This is a genomic window from Comamonas sp. HJ-2, from assembly GCF_053615495.1.
Map to the genome: position 1 here is coordinate 127,168 of NZ_JBSIFD010000012.1, position 24,066 is coordinate 151,233.

18 protein-coding genes are annotated in these 24,066 nt (G+C 63.8%); 9 read left to right on the plus strand and 9 right to left on the minus strand.

Annotation, left to right across the window (positions count from 1 at the left end):
• Window positions 1–38: 38 nt before the first annotated feature.
• Complete coding sequence (locus ACWGXF_RS11715) at window positions 39–284, minus strand: hypothetical protein (protein ID WP_202787767.1); 246 nt, start codon at window positions 282–284, stop codon at window positions 39–41.
• Window positions 281–1,381, minus strand: a complete 1,101-nt coding sequence (locus tag ACWGXF_RS11720; RefSeq protein WP_452101948.1) for an AbrB family transcriptional regulator — start codon at window positions 1,379–1,381, stop codon at window positions 281–283. Before ACWGXF_RS11720 ends, ACWGXF_RS11715 begins: the two co-directional genes overlap by 4 nt.
• 147 nt (window positions 1,382–1,528) lie before the next feature.
• Between ACWGXF_RS11720 and ACWGXF_RS11725 the strand changes: the two genes are divergently transcribed.
• On the plus strand, window positions 1,529–2,425 hold the full coding sequence (locus ACWGXF_RS11725; protein WP_452101949.1) for a ChaN family lipoprotein: 897 nt from the start codon (window positions 1,529–1,531) through the stop codon (window positions 2,423–2,425).
• Window positions 2,426–2,450: 25 nt separating this feature from the next.
• On the opposite strand, the gene ACWGXF_RS11730 is transcribed toward ACWGXF_RS11725, so the two are convergent.
• The gene (locus tag ACWGXF_RS11730) at window positions 2,451–5,153 is read right to left on the minus strand and encodes a GGDEF and EAL domain-containing protein (RefSeq protein WP_039050135.1); all 2,703 of its coding nucleotides are present in this window, start codon (window positions 5,151–5,153) and stop codon (window positions 2,451–2,453) included.
• Window positions 5,154–5,204: 51 nt separating this feature from the next.
• Here ACWGXF_RS11730 and purU point away from each other — a divergent pair, with 51 nt between their 5' ends.
• The 7 genes from purU (at window position 5,205) to ACWGXF_RS11765 (ending at window position 13,233) form a co-directional block, all read left to right on the plus strand.
• Window positions 5,205–6,053: a formyltetrahydrofolate deformylase gene (gene purU, locus ACWGXF_RS11735; RefSeq protein ID WP_003068559.1), complete on the plus strand. Its 849-nt coding sequence runs from the start codon at window positions 5,205–5,207 to the stop codon at window positions 6,051–6,053.
• A gap of 24 nt (window positions 6,054–6,077) precedes the next feature.
• A complete protein-coding gene (locus tag ACWGXF_RS11740) occupies window positions 6,078–6,980 on the plus strand; it encodes a LysR substrate-binding domain-containing protein (RefSeq protein WP_012840040.1) in 903 nt (300 codons plus the stop codon).
• Window positions 6,981–7,091: 111 nt separating this feature from the next.
• Complete coding sequence (locus tag ACWGXF_RS11745; RefSeq protein WP_256628856.1) at window positions 7,092–9,011, plus strand: UvrD-helicase domain-containing protein; 1,920 nt, start codon at window positions 7,092–7,094, stop codon at window positions 9,009–9,011.
• A 156-nt stretch (window positions 9,012–9,167) separates the two neighbouring features.
• The gene (locus ACWGXF_RS11750) at window positions 9,168–10,289 is read left to right on the plus strand and encodes an ABC transporter substrate-binding protein (protein ID WP_256628858.1); all 1,122 of its coding nucleotides are present in this window, start codon (window positions 9,168–9,170) and stop codon (window positions 10,287–10,289) included.
• A 138-nt stretch (window positions 10,290–10,427) separates the two neighbouring features.
• Window positions 10,428–11,975, plus strand: a complete 1,548-nt coding sequence (locus ACWGXF_RS11755; protein WP_256628859.1) for an FAD-linked oxidase C-terminal domain-containing protein — start codon at window positions 10,428–10,430, stop codon at window positions 11,973–11,975.
• A gap of 14 nt (window positions 11,976–11,989) precedes the next feature.
• Complete coding sequence (locus ACWGXF_RS11760) at window positions 11,990–12,322, plus strand: hypothetical protein (protein ID WP_452101950.1); 333 nt, start codon at window positions 11,990–11,992, stop codon at window positions 12,320–12,322.
• A complete protein-coding gene (locus ACWGXF_RS11765) occupies window positions 12,313–13,233 on the plus strand; it encodes a PQQ-dependent sugar dehydrogenase (RefSeq protein ID WP_256628862.1) in 921 nt (306 codons plus the stop codon). The genes ACWGXF_RS11760 and ACWGXF_RS11765 overlap by 10 nt, the downstream gene beginning before the upstream one ends.
• Window positions 13,234–13,246: 13 nt before the next feature.
• On the opposite strand, the gene ACWGXF_RS11770 is transcribed toward ACWGXF_RS11765, so the two are convergent.
• From ACWGXF_RS11770 to ACWGXF_RS11795, 6 genes are all read right to left on the minus strand, one after another.
• A complete protein-coding gene (locus ACWGXF_RS11770) occupies window positions 13,247–14,578 on the minus strand; it encodes a D-serine ammonia-lyase (protein WP_256628864.1) in 1,332 nt (443 codons plus the stop codon).
• Between the two features lie 75 nt (window positions 14,579–14,653).
• On the minus strand, window positions 14,654–16,888 hold the full coding sequence (locus ACWGXF_RS11775) for a phosphocholine-specific phospholipase C (RefSeq protein WP_172415294.1): 2,235 nt from the start codon (window positions 16,886–16,888) through the stop codon (window positions 14,654–14,656).
• Window positions 16,889–16,913: 25 nt separating this feature from the next.
• The gene (locus ACWGXF_RS11780; protein WP_256628866.1) at window positions 16,914–17,078 is read right to left on the minus strand and encodes a hypothetical protein; all 165 of its coding nucleotides are present in this window, start codon (window positions 17,076–17,078) and stop codon (window positions 16,914–16,916) included.
• A gap of 228 nt (window positions 17,079–17,306) precedes the next feature.
• Window positions 17,307–20,429, minus strand: coding sequence for an efflux RND transporter permease subunit (locus ACWGXF_RS11785; protein WP_256628868.1), 3,123 nt, complete (start codon window positions 20,427–20,429; stop codon window positions 17,307–17,309).
• 162 nt (window positions 20,430–20,591) lie between these two features.
• Complete coding sequence (locus ACWGXF_RS11790; RefSeq protein ID WP_256628870.1) at window positions 20,592–21,920, minus strand: efflux RND transporter periplasmic adaptor subunit; 1,329 nt, start codon at window positions 21,918–21,920, stop codon at window positions 20,592–20,594.
• Window positions 21,921–21,935: 15 nt separating this feature from the next.
• A complete protein-coding gene (locus ACWGXF_RS11795; RefSeq protein WP_256628871.1) occupies window positions 21,936–23,222 on the minus strand; it encodes a TolC family protein in 1,287 nt (428 codons plus the stop codon).
• A gap of 147 nt (window positions 23,223–23,369) precedes the next feature.
• Here ACWGXF_RS11795 and ACWGXF_RS11800 point away from each other — a divergent pair, with 147 nt between their 5' ends.
• A complete protein-coding gene (locus ACWGXF_RS11800) occupies window positions 23,370–24,059 on the plus strand; it encodes a heavy metal response regulator transcription factor (protein ID WP_003068520.1) in 690 nt (229 codons plus the stop codon).
• The last annotated feature ends 7 nt before the right edge of the window (window positions 24,060–24,066 follow it).

A 24,066-nucleotide genomic window follows, 5' to 3' on the forward strand; every position in this document is an offset into this window, starting at 1 on the left:
AAAGCACACTCTAGTGCTTGCCGGAAGAGCGCGAGCCGCTATGACTTTCTGCACAACAGCATCAACACGCAGGCACTCAGCATGCAGCCCAAAAAGCCCAGCAGCCCCCCAGCCGCACCCAGCGCAAGCCAGTAGCCCCAGTCAATGCCTTGCTCTGCGCAGTGAATCTCGCACTGGGGGTTGTGCTCCCAGGCCATCCACATCAGAAGTCCGGCCATCGCAAAGCCGGCGCAGGCGCTGGTGATCAGGACCGACTTCCAGGGATTTCGCCTGCTGCGGATCATGGCCTCGCCCCCGGCAGCGCTCTGTTCAGCCACCGGTACAGCGGCGCTACCAGCAGCAGCACGGCAATCAGCCGGCAGACCTGGAAGGCCGTGACCACGGGCACGCCCAGTTGCAGGACCTTGGCGGTGATGGCCATCTCGGTAATGCCGCCCGGCGATGTGCCCAGCAGCAAGGTGACCCAGGGCAGGCCGGTGGCCCAGTGCAGCAGCCAGGCAAAGCCGGCGCAGACTGCCATCAGGCCCACGGTACCCAGCGCCACCATGCCCAGCCAGCGCGGAGCCGTGTGCAGGAACTCACGTCGAAAGCGCACCCCCAGGCTTACGCCGATCACCAGTTGGGCGGCATTCATCAACCATTGCGGCACGGCAGACAGCTCCAGGCCTGCCATGGTCAAGCCCATGGATACGGCCAGCGCGCCGAGAAACCAGGGATTGGCACGCCTGAGCCTGAGCATCAGCAATGCCCCGGCGCCGGTGGCCAGCACCAGCCAGGCAAAGCCTGGCCATTGCACGGTGCGCACGCTGGGCAGCGTCAGGCCCGGGTCACCCTGCAGTCCCGACCATTGCAGTGCAAAGGGAATGCTCACCGTCACTATCACCAGCCGCAGGCTGTGCGCCGCCGCCACCAGATCTGTGCGCGCATGCTCGCGCTCGGCCAGCAGCGTCATCTCCGAGGCCGCACCTATCGCCCCCGAGAAATAGGTCGTGGCGCGCAAGCGCTCTTCATCCATGCCCGGTTGCGTCAACATGAAGGGGGCCTGGACGCGATACAGCCAGCGCCCGAAGACCCAGCCCAGCAACAGGGCCCAGGCAATGGCCAGCGCAATCGCCCACCACAGACCGGCGACCAGCTCGGTCACCGCAGGCGTGAAGTACAGGCCCAGAGCGCCGCCTATCGTCCACTGCCCCAGATCGCGCAGCCTGGCCCAGCTTTGGGTGGGCGCCCCGCCAATCGATAGCAGGGAGACGGAAATCAGCGGACCCAGCATCCAGGGCAGCGGCGTATGCAGCACCAGACAGAGCTGGGCTGCCAGCCAGGCCAGCAGCAAAGTAGCGGCCACACGGGCCAGAAACACGGGAGGAAGCAATACGGACATGTGCACGGGAATCCGGCAAGGCACGACAATGGGCGCGCGACAGGGGCAATGCCCCGCAGTATCGCGGCAAAACTCGGTGGGCAAAGCCGGTACGAAATCTACAGCTACGAAGCCATGCCCCGTCTCAGACGAACGCAATCAGCTCATATGTGGACTTTCATTTCTGCGGCGCAGCCGCGCCAGCGTTTCAATCCTTTGGCCCTGACAGCTCTAGCCAGCGCCCTGCTGCTGGGCGGCTGCGTCCATCAAAGCGCTCAGTTGACCTCCGACACCGAATGGCGGCAGACACTGGGGCAGTGGGCCGGAACACCGGCCATTCTGCTCGGCGAGCAGCATGACCAGATCGCCCATCATCAGTGGGAAGCCGCTACCGTGCGCCACCTGGCAGCGCAAGGCAGGCTCGCAGCCCTGGTGGTCGAGATGGCCCCCGCAGGCGGCAGCACCCGGAGCCTGCCCGCATCGGCCAGCGATGAGGAAGTGAAAACTGCTCTGCAATGGGCTCAGGGCGGCGGCCCGGGCGGCTGGCCCTGGCAGGACTATGGCCCGGTGGTGATGGCTGCCGTGAAAGCCGGCGTGCCCGTGCTCGGTGGCAATCTGCCACGTGCCCGGATGAAGCAGGCCATGGGCGAGTCCCGCTACGACGGACACCTGCCGGCTGCTGGCTGGCAGCTGCAGCTCGAGGCCATCAAGGACGGCCACTGCGGCCTGCTGCCCGAATCGCAGTTCGCGCCCATGGCCCGAATTCAGCTGGCCCGTGATGAATCCATGGCCAGAGTGACTGAAACAGCGGTGCGCGAACTGGGCCAGCCCGGCAAAAGCGTGCTGCTGGTGGCGGGCCGCGGCCATGTGCGCAGCGATATCGGCGTGCCGACCTGGCTGCCCGGCGATTTCAAGCAAAAGGTGGCGATAGCCCGATCAGACAAGGCTCAGACTGCTATCGCCATGAAGGCAGACAAGCTGCTGACGCTGGAGGGCAACGCCTCCGAAGACCAGTGCAGCCAACTGCGCGAACAGTGGAAGAACAGACCTGCGCCCAAGCCCTGACGGGTTGCTGCAACGCTGGTGACCCTCAGCCCGCGGTCGCGACAGCCACCAGCGGCTGCCCCTCACGCGTCTTTTCCAGCAGGCGCGTGAAGTCCTCGGCCGGCAAGGGCCGGCTGCAGAAATAGCCCTGAAAGTAGTCACAGCCTTTTTGCTGCAGGAAGCTCAGCTGCTCCTGGGTTTCCACGCCTTCGGCCAGGACCTTCAGACCCATGGCATGACCCAGGGCAATGACCGAGCTGCTGATGGTCATATCGTCCGCGCTGTGCGGAATGTCGCGGATAAAGCCCTGGTCGATCTTGAGCAGATCGAGCGGAAAACGCTTGAGGTGCGCCAGCGAGGAATAGCCGGTGCCAAAGTCATCGATGGCCAGGCGCAGGCCCAGCTCACGCAGGCGGTTGAGCACGGCCAACGCCTCTTCGGGCTTTTCGGCCAGTGCGCTTTCGGTGATTTCCAGCTCCAGCAGACTGGCCGGAAAACCCGATTTGTTGAGCGCTTCGGCCGTAGCCCCGGCAATATCGGTCAGCAAAAACTGGTGCAGCGAGACATTGACCGCAATCGCCAGATCGGGCAGTCCGGCGGCGCGCCATTGCTGACCCTGACGACAGGCCTCACCCAGCACCCACAGGCCCAGCGGGCCGATGACACCCGAGTTTTCCGCCACGGGAATGAAACGGGCCGGCGAGATCAGGCCTTCCTCTGGGTCCAGCCAGCGCAACAAGGCTTCAGCCCCCACCAGCCGCCCCGTCGCCAGCTCGATCTGTGGCTGGTAATACAGACGCATATGGCCCAGCTCCAGCGCACGGCGCAGGCGCGCCTCCAGCGCCAGACGCTCGCGGGCGGCCTGGGTCATGTTCTCATGGAAGAAGCACCAGGCATTGGAGCCTCTGGCCTTGGCGCCATACACCGCTGCATGAGCGCCCTGCAGCAGATCGTCGGCTGTCAATGCATGGTCGGGATACAGACAGATGCCTGCGCTGACGCTGACCACCACCGAGAGGCCATCCGGCGTGGTCCAGGGCTGGCCGGCTGCGGCCATCAGGCGCTCGGCCACGTCCACCGCGCTGTCGCGACCGCAAATGGATTGCGCCACCACGCAGATTTCATCGCCCGCCAGGCGGCCAATGATGTCGCCGTGCCGCAAAGCACCCTGCATCTGCACAGACACATGCCTGAGCACCTCGTCGCCGATGGAGTGGCCATAGCTGTCGTTCACGTCCTTGAAGCGGTCGATATTGAACAGCAGCACGGCCATGCGACGGTTGGTGCTCTGACTCAACTCCACCGCCTCGCCCAGCATGCGCGTGAATTGAGAGCGGTTGGGCAGACCGGTCAAGGTGTCGCGATGGGCCAGAAACTCCAGTTGCTGCTCGCGCGCCTTCTCGGCCGAGATATCGGTGAACATGCAGACGTAATGCGTCACCTTGTCGTTGGCATCCTTGACCGCGCTCAGCGACATGCGCTCGGGAAAGACCTCTCCATTCTTGCGCCGATTCCAGATTTCGCCCTGCCAGTGCCCTGTGGCATGCATGCTGGCCCACATGGCGTCGTAGAAAGCCTTGTCATGTCGGCCGGACTTGAACATGCGCGGCGTCTTGCCCAGCATTTCCGCTTCGCTGAAGCCCAGCAGCTTCGTGAACGCGTGGTTGACCGAGAGAATTCGGCTGTGTGCATCGGTCACCACCACGCCCTCGATGGTGTTGTCCACCACCGTGGAAGCCAGGCGGCTGCGCTCGTCGGCCTCGCGACTCGCAGTCTGGTCGGAGAGCAGGCCCGAGATCCGTATCAGGCGTCCGCTCTCATCCTTGTAAGCCTGGCCGCGTGCGCGGAACCAGCGATACAGACCGTCAAAGCACAGCAGACGTGCCGTCAGCACCAGCATGCTGCCCTGCTCCAGCGCCTGCTCGGCCTGGGCGCGCGCACCTGCGGCATCTTCGGGGTGCAGGCGCTGATGGAAATCGAACTCGCGGGCCAGATCCTGGCCCTGATAGCGCAGCAAGGCACTCATGCCCGTGGAGAAGTTCAGCCGCTGCTCAAGCGCGTCCCACTCCCACACGCCGTTGCCGCTGCCCTCCAGCGCCAGGCGCAGCATGGTCTCGCTGCGCATCATGGCATTGCGCGCACTCACCATCTCGCTGAGATCCTGCAGCACGCAGACCAGGGCCACCGGCCCGTCCACACCCGAAGCCGCCACACGGCTGGTGGTGCACAGCACGGGCGTAACCTTTCCGGTGCCGGCATTCACGCATTGGCGCAACACCTGGAAGTAATCGGTGCTGCCGTCCAGCAGGCGCTGCAGCTGCAGAGCAACGTCGTCCTGGTCATTCACAGGCACCAGAACACGAAAATCCTGACCGCGCAGCGACTCGACGCTGCAGCCCAGCCAACCCGCCAGCTTGGCATTGGCCCAGACAATCTCTGCACCGCCCACATGCACGCGAGCCATACCGGCCGGTGCGTGGCGCACCACCAGCTCCAGCTCCTGCGCCGTCTCCCGGCCACGCTGGTCGGCGCGCGCCTTGCGCTGCATGAACCAAAGTGCAATCAGCGCTGTCGCCAGCAACCAAACAATGAACAGGCCTATCTGCCAACGCAGAGACTGTCGATTCAGCGATACATCAAAATAGCCGAGCACGCCCGCCTGCGCCCCCAACCAAAGCATCCCCACGCACAAATAGAGGGTGACAATCACCCAGGGTGTGAGCGCAGAATGCCCCTCCTCGCTTTTCATGAATTTCCTTTGTCCGCAGGGTCCTCGCCTTGCTGCGACAATTGCCGAGCTATGACCCAAGCCTATATTTTGACTTTATCCTGCCCAGACCGACTGGGCCTGGTGCATGCCGTTTCCGGATTCTTGCTTGAACAAGGCGGCAATATTGAAGAAGCAGCGCAGTACAACGACCCGGTAACCGGTCTGTTCTTCATGCGCGTGCAGTTTGCCTGCGATGGCAAAGACGCCGCCTCTTTAAAGGCATCCGTTGCCGAATTAGCTGATCAATATCAAATGCAGTGGAGTTTGCACTCCAAGGCCGAGCGCATCAAGACCGTCATCATGGTCAGCAAGGAAGGCCACTGCCTCAACGACCTGCTGTTCCGCTGGAAGTCGGGCCTGCTGCCCATCGAGATCAAGGCCATCATCAGCAACCACCGCGAGTTCTATCAGCTGGCGGCCAGCTACAACATCCCCTTCCATCACATTCCCGTGACTGCCGCGACCAAGGCCCAGGCCGAAGAGCGCCAGTACGAGATCATCGAGGAAGAAGGCGCCGAGCTGGTGGTGTTGGCACGCTACATGCAGGTGCTGTCCAACGACCTGTGCAAAAAGCTGTCCGGCCGCGCCATCAATATCCACCACAGCTTCCTGCCCAGCTTCAAGGGCGCCAAGCCCTACTACCAGGCGCATGACCGCGGCGTGAAGCTGATCGGCGCAACCGCCCACTATGTGACGGCCGACCTCGACGAAGGCCCGATCATCGAGCAGGACGTGGCACGCGCCGACCATACCGACACCGTAGAGGACCTGACGGCCCGCGGCCGCGACACCGAGAGCCAGGTTCTGGCCCGTGCCGTGAAGTGGCATAGCGAGCGCCGCGTCATTCTCAACGGTCACAAGACCGTTGTGTTCCGCTAAATCCCTGGGCTTGGGATTGATTGTATGACCCGCAGCCCCGGCGCCTTGAACAGCATTACGGCCAGGCGGATTCCGCCGATACAGTGCCTGCTCACCTTCGAGGCTCTGGCGCGGCTGCGCTCGGTCACCTTGACGGCGGAGGAGCTGTGCGTAACGCCCAGTGCCGTCAGCCACAGAGTCAAGCAGCTGGAGCAGATTCTGGGGGCTCGCCTGTTCGGCCGAACGGATTTCTCGCTGACCACGGACGGCAGCTCCTATCTGGCCCATGTGCGTGAAGGCCTGGGCGCCTTGCAGCGCTTTCCAGGAGCGTCAGCCTCGCCTGGGCGCAGACGCCTGAAGCTGGCCGTCACCCCCACCTTTGCGCGCGTGATCCTGATCCCGCGCCTGCGCCAGTTCACCGAGGCCTATCCCGAGATAGACATTGCGCTGCAGGTGTCGATTCCGCTGCTGGATGTGATCGGCGAGGATGCCGACCTGATGGTGCGCTTCGGCGCCGGCCACTATGCCGATGTGGAGCATATCGAACTGGCCCGCGACACGGTCACGCCGCTGGCCTCGCCCAGCTTCATCCGCGAACATGGCCCGTTCGAGCGCCCGGACGACCTGGAAGGCATGCCGCTGCTGCGCAGCCCGCTGGAGCCCTGGCGCACCTGGTTCGCAGCGACCGGCCTCGACATGGCCGAACCCAACGAAGGCTCGCAGTTCAACGACATCGGTCTGATGTGCGACGCCGCATCGGCCAGCATGGGCATTGCCCTGGTACGCCACAAGCTCGGCGCCCCCTGGCTGGAAAACGGTACGCTGGTGCGCCTGTTCGATGTCGATGCTCCCAGTCCCCACGCACACTATCTGTGCTGGAAGACCGGCATCATGGACCGCTGGGAATGTGCGGCCTTCGCCGAGTGGCTGCGCAAGGCCATGGGCTGAGCTGCAACCCGGCGGCTTCGCGGCGGCGCAGTTCTTGCTCGCAGTCCCTGGACCGGCGAACAGCCGTTGCACGGATAGCTCGATGGATAACGAAGATGGAGCACCCACTGCATGAACCTGCAGCCCAGGCTGTACCCCGGCCTTGACCAGAACCAGGCCCTCAACAGCGAAGCGTCCTCGCTGCTCATCCGCGCCCTGGCCGGCACGGGCAAGACGACTACGCTGGCCATCAAGGCCACCGACCTGATCCGCACCCAGGGCGCGCGCAACGTGCTGATGCTGGCCTACTCGGAGGCCGGCATCAAGGCCATTCAGGCGCGCCTGGACCGGATCTCCGCCGTGCGCCTCGAAGGCCTGCATCTGCTCACTCTGGAGCATTTTTGCGCCCGCCTACTCGAAGAGCAGGGCGACCCTGTCCCCATGCTCTCCTCCAGCCTGGAAAAGAACCTGCTCATCCAGCAGGCGCATGAAGCGCTGTCGCAAGAGGCCGAACGGCATGCCGAGCTCGACATACCCGAGCTGGCGGACTACTTCGCACGACCTCTGGACATCAGCGCCTTCCTCGCTTTCGAGGCCCAGGCCAAGCAGTGCATGCTGGAACTCGACATCAACGACAGCGGCCTCGGCGCGCTGGCATATTGCCGCGACAACGCTCTGGACTACGGCCTGTACCGGCTGCTGCGCAGCTATGAGCGGCTACGCGCAGGCCCCACCCAGGAGCCGCTGTTCTATGCGCCCGGCGACTGCACCTACGCGCTCGCCTGCCAGCTGGCAGCACTGGACTTCGACGCTGGCTTCCCGCTGCTGCAGGGTCGCTTCGAAGCCGTACTGTTCGACGAACTGCAGGACCTTGACGAAGCCGCGCTGCTGGTGCTGCGCCATCTGGCGCGCGGCAACGGGCGCTTCATCGGTGTCGGCGACTTCAACCAGCACATACTGCCGGGCGCCTCATCCATCTTTGGCGACAGCGCCCAGCGCATCCTGCAGGAGCTGCCCGCGGGCACCGGCCAGGCCACGCTCAACACGACCTATCGCTTCGGCCCCCTCATCTGCCAGGAACTGAACCAGCGCTTCGGCGTGGAGTTCGACGCCCATTACCGCAACGCCTCGGCCTGGTTCGAACATCTCCATGGCGATGACGAGGACTGCGCCCGGCAATTGCTGGATATTCATGCCACCGTGGCCCGTCTGCCCCGCAAACCGCCGGACCCGCCGGCCGTACTGCGTGTCATCCTGCATTCACCCGAAGATTCGGTACTGCTTGAATGGCTGTTCGCCCACGAGGGCGTGCACTATGCCTGCAAAGGCATGCAGCGCTTCTACCAGCGCCGCGAAATCGCCCTGGTGCTGGCCATGCTGTGGGCCATGCAGGGCTGCAGCGGCGGTGCGCTGCTCTCGCAAGGCATTCTGAGCAGCGCTGCCGAAGGTCTGATGCGCTATGTGCGCCATGCCAGCCCGCCCGACCGGGATCTGCTGGCCAACGGCCTGTTCGACATGACTGCACTGGGCGACGCCCCGCCGGAGTCCGACACGCTGCGCATTGCCGCCGAACTCATGGGACAGCAAGCCGCCATGCGCCGCTTCCTCGCCGCCTACATCGCACCAGACTCCCCCTGTGCCCGGTTGCTGGCCTTGCCCGCAGACCAGTGCGCCGATGCGGGGCAGTTGCTTCTGCACCCTCTGTTGCGACAGTTCTTCGCCCAGGCCCCCATCAGCCAGGACGAACTGCGCCAGTGCCTGGCCAGCCTGCAAGCGCTGTCGCGCATCTGCGCCGGGCTTTCCGTCGATGAATTCCTGGGCCGCCTCAGCCTCATGGTCCAGTCGAGCATCGCGCAGCATCAGCGCCATGAAAAACCCAGCTTGCAACTGCTCACGGTAGAACGCAGCAAAGGCCATGAATACGAGTATGTGGCCGTGCCCTTTGTCAATTCCAGGCACTTCTCGCCCAATGCGAGCGACCCACAGCGCAACATGCTCTACGTCGCCATGACCCGCGCCAGCAAGCGCCTGTGGATACTGGAGAGCAGATGATGACGCAAGGCCATGGGGCGATGCAGATCAAGCCCGTATCTCATCAGCGGGTCAAAACACCATAACGTCGCCCCCAGCCGACATGGCCACAGTTGCCCTCTCCCACCCTTGTTGCAGTCCTCCCACCATGGGCTCACAACAACGAGGAGGAGACCCATGCAAACCCCATCGCGCTGCGCCTGGCTACTGGCCGCCGGCATCACCGCCAGCCTGACCCTGCATGCGCAGGAGAACAAGCTCACCATAGGCGCCAGCTTGCCACTGTCAGGCTCGCAGGCCGAGGCCGGCAAGGAAGGGATGAGCATCATGCAGGCGCAGGTGGAGGCCTTCAACAAGCAGGGAGGCCTGGGCGGCAAAGCTTTGACACTCAAGGTGCTGGACGATGGCTACGAGCCGCAGCGCGCCGCCGGCAATGCACGCCAACTGATCCAGGAAGGAGCCCTGGCCCTGCTCAACTGCTGGGGAACGGCCAGTTGCACAGCCATGCAACCCGAGGTACAGCAAGGCCAGACGGCCCTGGTGGGCGTGATTGCCGGAGCCGGCAGCATGCGCCAGCAGCCGGGCCGTTTCATCTATCCGCTGCGCGCCAGCACCCAGGCAGAAGTCGCGGCCATGCTGCAGCAGATGCAGACCATAGGTCTGCGGCGGATCGCCATCGTTCACCAGAACGACGGCTTCGGCAAAAACAGCCTGCAGATCGCCCTGAACGCCTTTGCAGCCAATGATCTCAAGGCCGCGGCAACTCTGGCCGTGGAGGCTTCGGGCAGCAACACCCCGGACCTGGCCAGACAGCTGGCCGCCCTGCCCGATCTCCAAGGCGTCATCGTGCTGGCGGGCGCCCCTGCCACCATAGGTCTGATCACCATGGCCAGACAGGCTCATGTCACGGTGCCTTTCTACAACCTGGCCGCTCAGGCCAACCGTGCGGTGGCGCAAGGGCTGGGCCCTTATACACGCGGCATTGCCTTCACCACCCTGGTACCCAGCCCCTGGAAGGGCGCGGTTCCGGCCATCAAGGACTACCAGCAGCTCCTCGACCACGGCGGCATGCCGCCGGCCTCCTATCTGGGCCTGGAAGTCTTTCTCAACACCCGAACCTTGCTGGATGCGCTGCGTAAAGCTGCGCCCACAAGCAATCGAGCGGGCTTGCTGGCCGCCCTCGACGCCATGGGCGAGATTCGCTACGGCGCCATGCATCTGCGCTTCACACCGCCGCGCAGCGGCTCCAGCTATGTGGGGCTGACCATGATTGATGCGAGCGGTCATTTCAGGGAATAAATCAACTCCAAGTCTTATTCAACAATCATCAACAGCTATTGTTTCAAGAGCAAATATCATCATCGTCGCAAAGCATTTCAAGCAGCTTTGCAATAAAGCTCACACCAATGCGCGGGCGCATCCCCTACATTTGCAGGCATGACGTTCGCCAGCACTTTTACCGATCTCGTCGCCACCTCCAGCGCAGCGGCCAACGCCGCACACCACCCGCCCGAGCAGTCCGAGCGTGCTCGGCGCCAGGCCGAGGTGGTGGAGGCACTGCGCCCCCATGTGCCGGCGCATGCCCTGCTCTATCAGAGCGAAGACACCACGCCCTATGAGTGCGACGGACTGACGGCCTACCGCCAGCGCCCTCTGCTGGTCTGCCTGCCCGAGACTTATGCTCACGTACAGGCTGTGCTCCAGGCCTGCCACGCCATAGGAGCGCCCGTCATTGCACGTGGCGCGGGCACCGGGCTTTCGGGTGGCGCCATGCCTCACCCCATGGGCGTGACGCTGTCGCTGGCCAAATTCAACAAAATCCTCAAGGTCGATGCCTACAGCCGTACAGCCCTGGTGCAGTGCGGTGTGCGCAACCTCGCCATCAGCGAAGCCGCTGCCCCCTACGGTCTGTACTATGCGCCCGACCCCAGCAGCCAGATCGCCTGCACCATCGGCGGCAATGTGGCCGAGAACTCGGGCGGCGTGCACTGCCTCAAGTACGGGCTCACGGTGCACAACGTGCTCAAGGTCAAAGGCTTCAGCATCGAAGGCGAGCCCGTCGAGTTCGGCTCGGATGCGCTCGACACCCCCGGCCTGGACCTGCTGGCCGTCATGATAGGCAGCGAAGGCATGCTGGCCGTGGTGACCGAGGTCACGGTCAAACTCGTGCCCAAGCCCCAGCTGGCGCGCTGCATCATGGCCAGCTTCGACGATGTGCGCAAAGCGGGCGACGCAGTGGCTGCGGTGATCGCGGCCGGCATCATTCCCGCCGGACTGGAAATGATGGACAAGCCCATGACGGCCGCCGTGGAGGACTTTGTGCGTGCCGGCTACGACCTCACGGCGCAAGCCATCTTGCTGTGCGAGAGTGACGGCACGCCCGAGGAGGTCGAGGAAGAGATCGCCCGCATGAGCGAAGTTCTGCGCCACGCCGGCGCCACGGCCATCACCGTCAGCGAAAGCGAGGAAGAGCGTCTGCGCTTCTGGAGCGGGCGCAAGAACGCCTTCCCCGCAAGCGGTCGTATCAGCCCCGATTACATGTGCATGGACTCCACCATTCCGCGCAAGCGTCTGGCCGACATCCTGCTGGCGATTCAGGAGATGGAGAAGAAATACCAGTTGCGCTGCGCCAACGTGTTCCATGCAGGAGACGGCAATCTGCACCCCTTGATACTGTTCGATGCCAACAACCCCGACGAACTGCACCGCTGCGAGCTGTTCGGAGCCGACATTCTGGAAACCAGCGTGGCCATGGGCGGCACGGTTACGGGCGAGCATGGTGTGGGCGTGGAAAAGCTCAACAGCATGTGCACCCAGTTCACAACGACCGAGAACGCCCAGATGTTCGCGCTCAAGGCGGCGTTTGATCCGCAATCGCTGCTCAACCCCGGCAAGGTGATTCCCACGCTCAACCGCTGCGCCGAGTACGGCAAGATGCTGGTGCGCGGCGGACAGATTGCCCACCCCGATCTGCCGCGCTTTTAACCTCCTGGAGAACCATGCAGCGCAAATACAGGTTGATTCTGAGACTGTCTGCGCTGCTGCTCATGACTGCCAGCCCAGGTGCGCATGCACGCGGCTATGCCTCCACCGGCAAATGCGGTATCTATCCACGCCTGGCCATCACCAGCCCCTCGGGCATCTGCGTAGGGCTGATAGCCGACGATGCCCATGGTCTGCGCTTTCCGCGCCGCGTATTGGAGATTGAGCCGGGCCGTATCTGGGTGCTGGACATGGGCAACTGGATGCCCCAGGTGGGCCAGCTGATCGAGCTGCGCCTGCCGCCAATGCCAACACCACGGCCAGGGCCGTCGAAGCCAGAGTGTTGCTGAGCAAGCTCAACTACCCTTCGGGCATGGCGCGCGGTCCGGACGGAAAAATCTATATCGGCGAGGCCGACAAGATATGGCGCGCTGCAGTGCCTTCACCCGGACAGACACCTCAGCCCGAGTTGCTGGCCAGCGGCCTGCCGGCCGACGGTGCGCACCTGCTCAAGCAGCTGGCGTTTGCGCCGGACGGCAGCCTCTACGTCAATATGGGATCGGCCACCGATGCCTGCCAGGGTGAAGACCAGAAGCAAGCCGTGCCCTGCCCCGAGCGCAGCGCGGCCATGCCGCGCGCTGCCGTCTGGCGCATGGTGCTGCAGTCCGGCAAGCAGCCCGTCAAGGAATTCAAACCCTTTGCCAGCGGCCTGTGCAACTCCATGGCGCTGGCCGTGATGCCCGACGGCCCTGCGGCAGGCACCGTCTGGCAAGGCGAAAACAATATCGACTACCGCGACCCCAGGCAACCGCCGGAGGAGCTCAACCTGCTGCGCGCGGGTGCCGACTATGGTTGGCCTTACTGCATAGGCGCACGCCAGAACGCACAGGGTTATGAAAAGCGCTTTGACTGCAGCAAGACCGAGGCACCGCATATGCTTTGGCCCGCCCACGTGGCTCCGCTGCAAATGCTGGCCACGCCTATGGGCAGCGCGTTTGGCGGGCAATTGCTGGTGGCCTGGCACGGCCAGCGCGCAGACGGTCAACGCCTAGTGGGCTTTGCGCGCGACGACAAGGGCCGGCCCTCTGGCAAACCCATTCAATGGCTGAGCAACTGGGACGCCAGGCCCGGTCTGCGCCCCGGCGGGCGCCCCACGGGCATGGGCCTCGATCATGCGGGCCGGCTGCTGGTGGTGGAGGACTTCAACCGCAGCCTGCTGATGCTGATGAGTGAAGCGGGCACGGCGCCAAGACCCAGGTAACCAGGTAAGGTGCTCAGTTCAGCAGATCGCGTCCACGTGCCAGAAACCTCGCGTACTCCTCGTCGGGGACAAACAAGCCGCCCGTGGTCCAGACAATATGTGTCGCGTTTGCCATGTGCGGCAGCAGCTTCTGGCGCTGCAGATAATCCTGACCCGCAACACTCTCCAAAAGGGCGCGCGGACCGCTAAAGCCCGCTGCGGCCGATGGCTCGATCTGCAGCCCCTCTCTATCCTTCAACAGGCACAGATGGCGAAACAGGGTTTCGTCCTGCACCGTGAAAACTCCGCCGAGAAAACCACGCACCACGTCGGCAGCCAGCTCCGATGCACGCGGCACTGCCAGGCCATCGGCCTCGGTCTGGTTGTTCAGGCCCAGCTCATAGACCGAAGGATGGGCTTCCAGACCAGGCAGCGCTGCAGCACCGGCGAGCATCTCCACCATGAAGCAGGGCGACTGCACGGGCTCGGCAAAAAAACAATGCACATGCGGCCCGAATGCCTGCTGCAGGCCCAGCGCCACGCCGCCGGGTGCACCCCCAACGCCGCAGGGAATATAGACAAACAAAGGATGCGTCTCATCCACGGCAATCCCGTTCTCTGCAAGTTGCGCGACCAGGTGCGGAGCCGCCGCCGCATAGCCAAGCAGCAGCGAAAGCGAATGCTCGTCATCCACAAAGTGACAATGTGTATCCTGGTCGGCCAGCGCGCGGCCTGCGGCCACGGCCTGGGCATAGTCGCCGGCATGCTCCACCACCTTCACGCCACGGGCTCGCAGGCGCTGCTTTTTCCACTCCTTGGCATCGGCAGACATATGGACTGTTGCCTTGAAACCAAGGCCCGAAGCCATGACGCCAATCGACAGGCCCAGATTGCCCGTGGAGCCGACCGCCACCTGGTAGCTGGCAAACACCGCACGCGCAGCATCGGAGGCCAGTTGCAGATAGTCGCCATCGGCCAGCAGGCCATGCTGCAAAGCGATCTGCTCCGCATACTCCAGCACCTCATGCACGCCACCGCGTGCCTTGATGGAGCCCGCTACTGGCAGGCTGTGATCGGCCTTGAGCCAGAGCCGACCCAGTTGCTCGGGCAGCTGCAAAGCCTGCTGCATCTGCGGCACGTGCAGCAGCGCCGACTCAATACGTCCGCCAGACGCCTGCAACCCTGGAAACAGCTGCGCCAGCAAGGGTGCAAAGCGTTCAAAACGCTGTACAGCCTGCTGAACCTGAGCTGCGTCTATAGAGTGCGTGGACCGAGCCCCCTCGCGGCGCCCGGCCCATAGCGCGGGCCGGGCATGACGCAGGTCTTCAACAAGGTCGCGCAGTGCGGGGAAAGTCATGGCAGGCATCCATCGTCATACAAGACCGCCATATTAGGGCCAATGGTGCATGCCAGACAGGTCAGCAAAGGCGCAGCATGGTCGCTATACCTCGCCCATGGCCGGGTCGCTGATCGTGTGCTGACCGGTTTCCACGCGGCCGGCAAAGCGCCGGTAGTACGCCGGATCGCTGTTGCAGGTTACGGCAAAGTCATACCACTGGCCGCTGGCCTTCAGCTCCCAATGCCTCTCGGCGCTGGCGGCAGCGGCAACGCTAACCGTCCATGGACCGTCGCTCAGGTAGGCCATGGGTGTGATGGTGAACACCGCAGCCTGAGCGCCCTTGTTCATCAGATCCACATAGACATTGCCATTGGCGATGTCGTAGCAGACACGCACCTCGGGGGCAGCCTGCGTACTGCCCAGGCGATTCAGGTCACCCTTGAAGTGACGGTGAAAACCGTTGGGACCCAGCACCCAGAGATCGTACTTGCCGAAATTGTCGCGCACGGCATCCCAGGTATCGGACAGCGTCTTGCCCGCTTCCACCATATAGCGGCGCGGTGTGCGATCCAGCTTGTAGCGGTCATAGACATGGAAGACGGCCGCCTGTGTACCGGTGTTGGCAAACACCAGCTCCACCTGGCTGTTGGCCTGACAGCGCGCACTGGTGTGCAGCTCGTAGGGCAAGGCCCGCGAGGGACGCGTACCGACCGCCTGCAAAGGCAGCTGCATATCGCGCGGCACCGGCACGGCGGGCAGCTTTTGCTGATCGGCACGCAGCTGGTCGGCGACATCACGTGTGGATCGTCCGGCCAGCAGGGGCAGGGTCTCGTTGTTCGGCGTCTTGAAGTTGAAGGTGCTCAGAAGATCTCCACATACCGCACGACGGAACGGGCTGATATTGGGTTCCTTCACGCCAAAGCGGGCCTCCAGAAAACGCAGCACCGACGTATGGTCGAATACCTGCGAGTTGACCCAGCCGCCACGACTCCATGGCGAGATCACATACAGCGGAACGCGCGGCCCGGGACCGTAGACACGGCCATCGGGGGCGGGCTGGCTGCGGCTGCCGACCGGCGCGCCATGCGTGAAGTACTCGGCCTGCAGATCGGCCTCCGGCAGCGTGGTCTTGCCTGCATAGGTCTTGTCGGCGTTCTGCGATGGCGCCGAGGGCGAAGGCATATGGTCGAAGTAGCCGTCGTTTTCGTCGAAGTTGACCAGCAGCACGGTCTTGCTCCAGACCTCGGGATTGGCCGTCAGCGCGTCCAGCACCTCCTGCAGAAACCAGGCGCCCTGCACTGGGCTGGATGGGCCGGGGTGTTCGCAATAGATGGACGGTGCATTGACCCAGGACACCTGGGGCAGCTTGCCTTCGCGAATATCGCGCTTGAAGGCGTCCAGGTATTCCTCGGGCTTGTTGCCGGGCAAGGTGTTGGCCACGCCTTTGTACAGCGGGTTGGCAGCGTTGTCGCTGGCCGCATCATAGGCGTGGTAGGGCAAGGCCTGGCCGGTGTTGGTATACGGCGCATTGGGCGCGCCGCCGCTGGAGACCGGAAAGCCTGAGGCCAGATTCGCTCTGCGGAAGTTCTGGAACGCCCCCAGCATATTGTCGCCCCATTCGTCGGGCATGTTCTGGTAGCTGATCCAGCTCACCCCGGCTTCCTGCAGCCGCTCGGCATAAGTCTTCCATGTGTAGCCGGTGTTGGCGTCGCTGGGCACGCCGTTGATGGCATCCCACTCGTTGTTCACGAAGGCCACGTTCTGCGGTATGGCACCGTTGGTACCTGTCATGTGGAATGACCTGTTGGCGTCGGTGCCGGTGTGCATGGCGCAGTGGTAGGCATCGCAGATCGTGAAGGCATTGGCCAGCGCGAACTGGTAGGGCAGCTCCTGCTCCTTGAAATAGCCCATGGAGGTGTCCGTCTTGGCCACGGGCCAGCGCGACATGCGGCCGTTGTCCCAGGCCTGCTGACTGTCCAGCCAGGAATGAGGGGTGCCGGAAACGCGCTGCGCGTTGTTGGCCGTTCCGTCCAGATGGTAGGGCGTGATGACCGTACCGTTGGCACGCTCCTGCTGCCAGACCTTGCGGCCGTTGGGCACGGGAATCGTCATCCGGTCGCCAAAGCCGCGCACCCCCTTGAGTGTGCCGAAGTACTGGTCGAAAGAGCGGTTTTCCTGCATCAGTATCACCACATGCTGCACGTCCATGACCGTGCCCGTGACATTGTTGGCCGGAATGGCCAGCGCACGGCGGATGCTGGGCGGAAAGGCCGCCAGTGCGGCAGCGGAAAAGGCGGCGTTCTTGCCGGCCTGCAGAAGGTTGCGTCGCGAAATCATGGTGAAGCCTTGTCTGTCACCGCGCTCAGGGAGCACAGCGCATCTCCGGCTTGGCCGGCTCGTTGGGGGTCGTGGGATTGGTGGGGGTCGTCGGGACAGGCGGGCTGTCATCGCTGCCACCACAGGCGGCCAGCGTGGCTGCCGTCAGGCAGACGAGCGCCAGCGCCTTGATCAAACGCTTGTTTCGCATGGAGTCTTTCACTTGGATGTCGACAGGTTTCGACCGGCAAGAATCTAGGAAAAGCTCGTGTCATGCCGATGACGTCCGTGTTTCAATCCGTTTCCTCGCATCGCGCCAGCGCCCGGAATTCGCGGGCCTTGCTCGGCACGAAGCGCCATGCGAAAAGGGCCGATGCATTCGCATCGGCCCTGTGCAGAAAACATCGAAACGCCAGTCAGAACGCTGGCGCTTGCACGGCTACTGGCGCTTCTGGTAACCGAGTCTGTACAGCAGCGGCAGCACCAACAGCGTCAGCACCGTGGACGAGAGAATGCCGCCAATCACCACCGTGGCCAGCGGCCTTTGCACCTCGGCCCCCGTTCCCGTGGCAATCGCCATGGGCACAAAGCCCAGCGATGCCACCAGGGCCGTCATCAACACGGGACGCAGACGCGTGAGCGCCCCTTCGGTCACGGCCTGTTCCAGATCCATGCCCTGTTCGCGCAAGCTGCGGATATAGGAGATCATGACCAGGCCGTTGAGCACGGCCACGCCGCATAGGGCGATAAAACCGATGGCCGCCGAAATGGACAGCGGAATGCCGCGCAGCCACAGCGCCGCAATCCCGCCGGTCAAGGCAAACGGAATGCCGGTGAAGACAATGAGACCGTCGCGTACATTGCCGAACATGGCAAACAACAGCGTGAACACCAGCGCCAGCGACACGGGCACCACGACCATCAGGCGCTGGCGGGCCGACTCCAGGTTCTCGAAAGTTCCGCCCCAGCGTGTCCAGTAACCTGCAGGCAACGCAACACCTTCGAGTTCCTGCTGAGCCTGTGCCACAAAGGAGCCGATATCTCGCCCGCGCACATTGGCGCTGACAACGATGCGGCGCTTGCCGTCCTCGCGGCTCACTTGATTGGGCCCCGGTGCCAGCTCCACCGTCGCCACCGATGACAGCGGCACAAAGCCCAGACGCCCGTCGCCGCCGCGCGGCAGCGCAATCGGCAGGCGGCCTATGCTGTCCACATCGCTGCGCATGGCCTCGGGCAGGCGAACCTGGATGGCAAAACGTCGATCTCCCTCGAACACCGTGCCGGCTTCACGCCCGCCAAAAGCCGTGCTGATGGCATCTTGCACATCACCCATGTTCAGACCGTAACGCGAGGCTTTTTCGCGGTCGATCTGCACCGTGAGCATGGGCAGGCCCGTGGTCTGCTCGACCTTGACCTCGGAGGCACCAGGAATCTTTTGCAGCATGGCGGCTACGGCCTGCGCGGACTTTTCCAGCTGGACCATGTCATCGCCGAAGATCTTGACGGCCACATCGCTGCGCACGCCCGAAATCAGCTCGTTGAAGCGCAGCTGAATCGGCTGCGAGAACTCGTAGTTGCTGCCCGGAATCCTTTCCACGGTCTCTTGTACGGCAGCCAGCAGATCGTCACGCGAGCGCGCCGGATCGGGCCATTGCTCACGCGGCTTGAGCATGATGTAGCCATCCGAAATATTAGGCGGCATGGGGTCGGAGGCGATCTCTGCAGTGCCGGTGCGCGCAAACACACGCTCGATTTCAGGGAACTGCTTTTTGAGCTCGCTCTCGATCTGCATCTGCATCTGCACCGACTGCGTAAGGCTGGTGCCCGGTATGCGCAACGCCTGAATCGCAAAGTCGCCCTCATTGAGATTGGGTGCAAACTCGCTGCCCATGCGCGTGGCCAGCAGCAGACTCAGGGCAACGATGACGCTGGCCGCCGTCAACACCACTGCTGGTGCATGCATGACCTTGTCCAGCACCGGCGCATAGGCACGGCGCGCCCACTCCATCAAACGGTTTTCCTTCTCGGCCACCTTGTCGCCCATGAACAGCGCAATCGCGGCAGGGATGAAGGTGATGGACAGCAGCATGGCACCCAGCAGCGCGATCACCACCGTCAGCGCCATGGGGTGGAACATCTTTCCTTCCACACCGGTAAGCGCAAAAATGGGCAGATAGACCACCATGATGATGAGCTGACCGAACAACAACGGACGCCTTGCCTCCCTGGCTGCCGCAAACACTTCCTCGAAACGTTCGCTGCGGGTCAATGATCGGCCTGCTGCTGCCTGGGCATGGGCCAGACGACGCACGCAGTTCTCCACGATCACCACCGCGCCATCAATGATGATGCCGAAGTCCAGCGCCCCAAGGCTCATCAGATTGGCGCTGACGCGCATCTGCACCATGCCCGTGAAGGTGAACAGCATGGACAGCGGAATGATCAGCGCCGTGATCAGCGCTGCCCGCAGATTGCCCAGAAACAGGAACAGGATCGCCACCACCAGCGCTGCTCCCTCGATCAGGTTCTTCTTGACCGTGGCAATGGCCTTGTCCACCAGATTGGTGCGGTCGTAGACCGTCACGGCCTTCACGCCGGGCGGCAGGCTTTTGTTGATCACCTGCATGCGCTCATGCACCGCCTGCGCCACGGCACGGCTGTTCTCGCCAATCAGCATGAACACCGTCCCCAGCACCACTTCGCGTCCGTTGTCCGTGGCAGCTCCCGTGCGCAGCTCGCGGCCCAGGCCCACATCGGCCAGATCGCGCACGCGAATCGGCTGGCCTTGTGCCGAGCCCACGATGACTTCGCGAATATCGGCAATTCCCCCCACCTGTCCCGGTGCGCGGATCAGATACTGCTCGCCCTGGCGCTCGATATAACCGGCGCCCACATTGGCGTTGTTGCGCTCCAGCGCCGCGACGATATCGGCCAGCGTGAAACCATAGGCCGCGAGCTTTTGCGGCTGCGGTGCCACCAGATATTCCTTGGCGAAGCCGCCGATGGAGTTGATCTCGGTCACTCCCGCCACATTGCGCAGCTGGGGCTTGATGACCCAGTCCTGGATCTCGCGCAGATCCATGGGGGTATAGGGCGAGCCGTCGGGTCTGGTGGCACCGTCATCGGCCTCCACGGTCCACAGATAGATCTCGCCCAGCCCCGTGGAGATAGGTCCCAGCGCAGGCGCGACACCCGCCGGCAGGGCATCGCGCGCCTGCTGCATGCGCTCGTTAACCAACTGGCGTGCAAAGTAGATGTCCGTGCCGTCCTTGAATACCACCGTCACCTGGGACAGGCCGTAGCGCGACAGCGAGCGGGTCTGCTCCAGCCCCGGCAGGCCGGCCATCACGGTCTCTATGGGGAAGGTGACGCGCTGCTCGGTCTCCAGCGGCGAATAGCCTGGAGCCGAGGTATTGATCTGCACCTGCACATTGGTGATGTCGGGCACGGCATCGATGGGCAGACGCTGGTAGTTGTAGATACCCAGGCCCACCAGGGCAAGCGTGGCCAGCATGACCAGCCAGCGCTGGGCAATCGCAAAGCGGATGATGCGCTCAAACATTCAAACTCCAAATATCTTCATCTGCCCTGTCACACTGGCGCAATCCAAACCAGAGACACCGAGCAAGAGCCGCCTCGCGGCGGGGCCACCCAGGCGAGGGTGTCGTCCCCCTTGGGGGCGCCGTGCAACGGGAAGGCGCGCCGCGCCTCAGTGGGTGGCTAATCAGTGCACATGCTCGGCTGTTGCCTTGCCAAGCTCGGACTTCAGGACGAAGCTGCCGTCCTTCACATAGCGCTGGCCTGTGCTCAGGCCCTGCAGCACTTCGGTGTTCTGGCCGTCGGTCTTGCCCAGCTTCAGGGCCTGCGCCTTGAAGCCGCCGTCCACCGGCACAAACACCACGGGCTTGTCGCCGTCGATCTTCTGGATGGCCGCACTGGCCACCGTCACCGCCGCCTTCTGGCTGGATGCCGTCAGATCCACATTCACGAAGAGGCCCGGACGCCAGATGCCATCCGGGTTGTCCAGGGTGATGCGTGCCGGTGCCGTGCGGGTTTCCTGCCCTATCAATGCGCCCACATAGGCTACCGTCCCCGTGGCTTTCGATTCAAAGGCCGTCGCATGCACAGTGGCCTTTTCGCCCACGCGCACAAAGGGCAGGTCGCTGGCGGCCACCTTCATTTCAGCCCAGACCGAACGCAGATCGGAGATGGTGAACACGGCCGTGCTGTCCTGCACGGCTTCGCCAACGGCAAGATGCTTTTCCACCACCACCCCATCGAAGGGCGCGCGCAGCTCGAAGCGGTTCAGCGCCCCAGCAGTGCCTGAGCCGGCACCGATTGCAGCCAGCTTCTGCTGCGCATTGGCGGATGCGATCTCGGCCTCGCGCAGTGCCTGCTGGGCCTGCAGATAGTCCTGCTCGGCCGAGATCTTTTCCTGCCACAGCTGCTTTTCGCGCTGGTAGGTGGTGCGCGCCAGTGCGAGACGCTTTTGCGCGGCCATCAGCTCGCTGCGCTGCTCTGATACCGCAGGGCTGGTCAGGGTGGCCAGCAACTGGCCCTTCTTCACCACCTGCCCCAGATTGGCCGCTACGCTCTCCGCCACGCCCGCCACCCGCGGCACCACATGAGCCGTCCTGTCCTCGTTGAAGCGAATCTCGCCCGGCAGCTGCAGCATGCTGGCTATCAACGCCGGGCCGGCCTCGGCCAGCGCCACGCCCGCAGCCCTGGCACGCTCGGCATCGAGTTTGAGCAGGCCTTCATCCTCATCATCGGCATGAGCGGATTCGGGCTTGGCTGCGGGTTTTCCGGTGCTTGCTGCCTGTTCATGCCCAGGCTCGCTGCCATGGTCATGCCCCTCTTTTTCGTCATGCTCATGCCCGTTGTTTTCTTCATGGGCATGACTCTTCTCTGCAGCATCGTGACCGTGGCCTTCAGCGCTGACAGCCGCCGGCTGCGTACCGTAGACAATGGCTGCAGCAGCGGCCGCGCCGAGCGCCAGAATGATGGCGATGGCAATCGCCGTGCGGCGGGGCTTAGGGGATGTGGAATTCATGATATGTGCTTGTTCTTACTCAAGACCGGGCACATCGCCCAGTTGGCGGGTGATGTCCGCAGCCGCCTGATGGGTTGCCACCAGCTGCTCCAGATAGAGGCTTCGTGCCTCGGCCAGCGTGCGCTGGGCATCCAGCACTTCCAGATAGCTGAACTTGCCCAGGGCAAAGCCCTTGGCTGCGACTTCGTAAGCGGACTCGGCTGCCGGCAGGACCTGCTGTGCAAGTTGCTCGGCCTGGGCCCGGCTGGACTGCAGTTGCTCGCGTTGCTGCTGCAACTGTGCGTACATTTGCTGGCGTGTGGCCAGCAGCTCCTCCTCGGCCTTGTCGGCCAGACGCAGCGCCTGCAGCTGATTGCCGCGGTTGCTGTCCAGAATCGGCAGCGGCACCGAGATACCCACCACCAGCTGATTGCGTCCCACTTCCTGTGCACGCTTCATGCCCAGACTCACGCTGGGGTCGGGCAGGCGCTTGGCACGCTCGAGCTCGGCGACGGACCTGGCTTGAAAAACGGCCTGCTGCGCGCGCAGCATCTGCGGTGAATGCTCCAGCTTTTCCAGCATCAGGCCTTCATCGGGCAGCACAGGCAGTTGCGCCAGCTCCCCCACCGCACTGCCAAATGCCGCAGGCTGCGCTCCCCACAGCGCCGCCAGTTGCTGACGTGCCACACGCAGACCGGAGCGCGCTTGCGCCAGGGCCAGCTCGGCACTGCTCTCGGCCACGCGGGCCTTGGTTTCCTCCAGCGGAGCCACCTTGCCTGCCAGCACGCGCTTGGCCGCGGCATCGCGGGCACTGCCGGCAATCTCCAGCGTCCTCTGGTGCAGCTGCACGCGTTGCTGGCCGGCCAGCACATTGGCAAAAGCCGTGCGCACATCGGCACGCAGACCGGCCTGCGCGGCCTCCAGCTCGGCCCTGGCCAGCTCGCGACCATGCCCGGCCGCCTTCATGCGGGCCTCGCGCTTGCCGCCGATCTCTATGGACTGGTTCCATTGCAGAGTCATGGACCTGGTTTCGCGGCGCGTGTCTTCCTGCGAATAGGCCAGCTCGGGATTGGGTCTGGCGCGACTCTGGATCAATGCCCCCTCGCTGGCCGCCAGGGCCTGCGCTGCCGCTCGCAGACCAGGGTTGTGCTCCATGGCCAGCGCCAGTGCGGCCTGCAGGCTGATGGGGGCGACTGCCGCTGCTGTTGCTGCTGTTGCTGCTGTTGCTGCTGTTGGCGCAGCTTGTTGCGCCCAGGCACAAGGCACGAAAAGGCCCAATCCGCTGCCCAGCAACACAGCGGCCGCCTTGGTGATGAATGTCATGGTGATGCTCCGCCGGCATGCCTGCCCTTCCATTGGCAGTCTTGTGCAAGCGGAGCAAATCTAGCCTCGCGGCCCCCACAGGGTTCTGACCTCAAGATGACAAATTTGTCATCTTCGCAAACGACCGACTTGCTCGACAATCTGCGCATGAAGCTTCTAGTCATCGAGGACGAAACCAAACTCGCCGAATACTTGCAAAAAGGCCTGGGCGAGGAAGGCTTTGTGGTCGATGCCGCGCACAACGGCATTGACGGCCTGCATCTGGCCACCGAGCAGCCCTACGACCTCATCATTCTGGACGGCATGCTGCCCGGCATAGACGGCCTGGCCGTGCTGGCGGCTCTGCGCCAGTCTCGCCAGACACCAGTGCTCATGCTCACGGCCCGCGCCCAGGTGGAAGACCGCGTCAAAGGACTGCAGGCCGGCGCCGATGACTATCTGGTCAAGCCTTTTGCGTTTTCAGAACTGGTGGCTCGCATTCATGCACTGCTGCGCCGTGGCCTGCAGGCCCAGGCCACGCCCGAAGCCACTGTGCTGCGCATGGCCGATCTGGAGCTGGATCTGCTGCGTCACCGCGCCACGCGTGCTGGCCAGCGACTGGACCTGACGGCCAAGGAGTTCAATCTGCTGAGTCTGCTGCTGCGGCGCCAGGGCGAAGTGCTGTCGCGCACCGAGCTGGCCTCCCAGGTCTGGGACATGAACTTCGACAGCGAAACCAATGTCGTCGAGGTCGCCGTGCGCCGCCTGCGCCTCAAGCTCGACGCGCCGTTCGAGCTGCCCCTGCTGCACACGGTGCGCGGCATGGGCTATGTGCTGGAGCTGCGCCTTGATGCCTGATGGCCGG

Bases quoted from the DNA above. Each gene is read 5' to 3' on its own strand.
- ACWGXF_RS11760 (WP_452101950.1), top strand. From the start codon at position 11,990: ATGCAGCGCAAATACAGGTTGATTCTGAGACTGTCTGCGCTGCTGCTC.
- ACWGXF_RS11775 (WP_172415294.1), bottom strand. From the start codon at position 16,888: ATGATTTCGCGACGCAACCTTCTGCAGGCCGGCAAGAACGCCGCCTTT.
- ACWGXF_RS11780 (WP_256628866.1), bottom strand. From the start codon at position 17,078: ATGCGAAACAAGCGTTTGATCAAGGCGCTGGCGCTCGTCTGCCTGACG.
- ACWGXF_RS11800 (WP_003068520.1), top strand. From the start codon at position 23,370: ATGAAGCTTCTAGTCATCGAGGACGAAACCAAACTCGCCGAATACTTG.
- ACWGXF_RS11750 (WP_256628858.1), top strand. From the start codon at position 9,168: ATGCAAACCCCATCGCGCTGCGCCTGGCTACTGGCCGCCGGCATCACC.
- ACWGXF_RS11790 (WP_256628870.1), bottom strand. From the start codon at position 21,920: ATGAATTCCACATCCCCTAAGCCCCGCCGCACGGCGATTGCCATCGCC.
- ACWGXF_RS11730 (WP_039050135.1), bottom strand. From the start codon at position 5,153: ATGAAAAGCGAGGAGGGGCATTCTGCGCTCACACCCTGGGTGATTGTC.
- ACWGXF_RS11725 (WP_452101949.1), top strand. From the start codon at position 1,529: ATGTGGACTTTCATTTCTGCGGCGCAGCCGCGCCAGCGTTTCAATCCT.
- ACWGXF_RS11715 (WP_202787767.1), bottom strand. From the start codon at position 284: ATGATCCGCAGCAGGCGAAATCCCTGGAAGTCGGTCCTGATCACCAGC.
- ACWGXF_RS11745 (WP_256628856.1), top strand. From the start codon at position 7,092: ATGAACCTGCAGCCCAGGCTGTACCCCGGCCTTGACCAGAACCAGGCC.
- purU (WP_003068559.1), top strand. From the start codon at position 5,205: ATGACCCAAGCCTATATTTTGACTTTATCCTGCCCAGACCGACTGGGC.
- ACWGXF_RS11755 (WP_256628859.1), top strand. From the start codon at position 10,428: ATGACGTTCGCCAGCACTTTTACCGATCTCGTCGCCACCTCCAGCGCA.
- ACWGXF_RS11740 (WP_012840040.1), top strand. From the start codon at position 6,078: ATGACCCGCAGCCCCGGCGCCTTGAACAGCATTACGGCCAGGCGGATT.
- ACWGXF_RS11770 (WP_256628864.1), bottom strand. From the start codon at position 14,578: ATGCCTGCCATGACTTTCCCCGCACTGCGCGACCTTGTTGAAGACCTG.
- ACWGXF_RS11720 (WP_452101948.1), bottom strand. From the start codon at position 1,381: ATGTCCGTATTGCTTCCTCCCGTGTTTCTGGCCCGTGTGGCCGCTACT.
- ACWGXF_RS11785 (WP_256628868.1), bottom strand. From the start codon at position 20,429: ATGTTTGAGCGCATCATCCGCTTTGCGATTGCCCAGCGCTGGCTGGTC.
- ACWGXF_RS11795 (WP_256628871.1), bottom strand. From the start codon at position 23,222: ATGACATTCATCACCAAGGCGGCCGCTGTGTTGCTGGGCAGCGGATTG.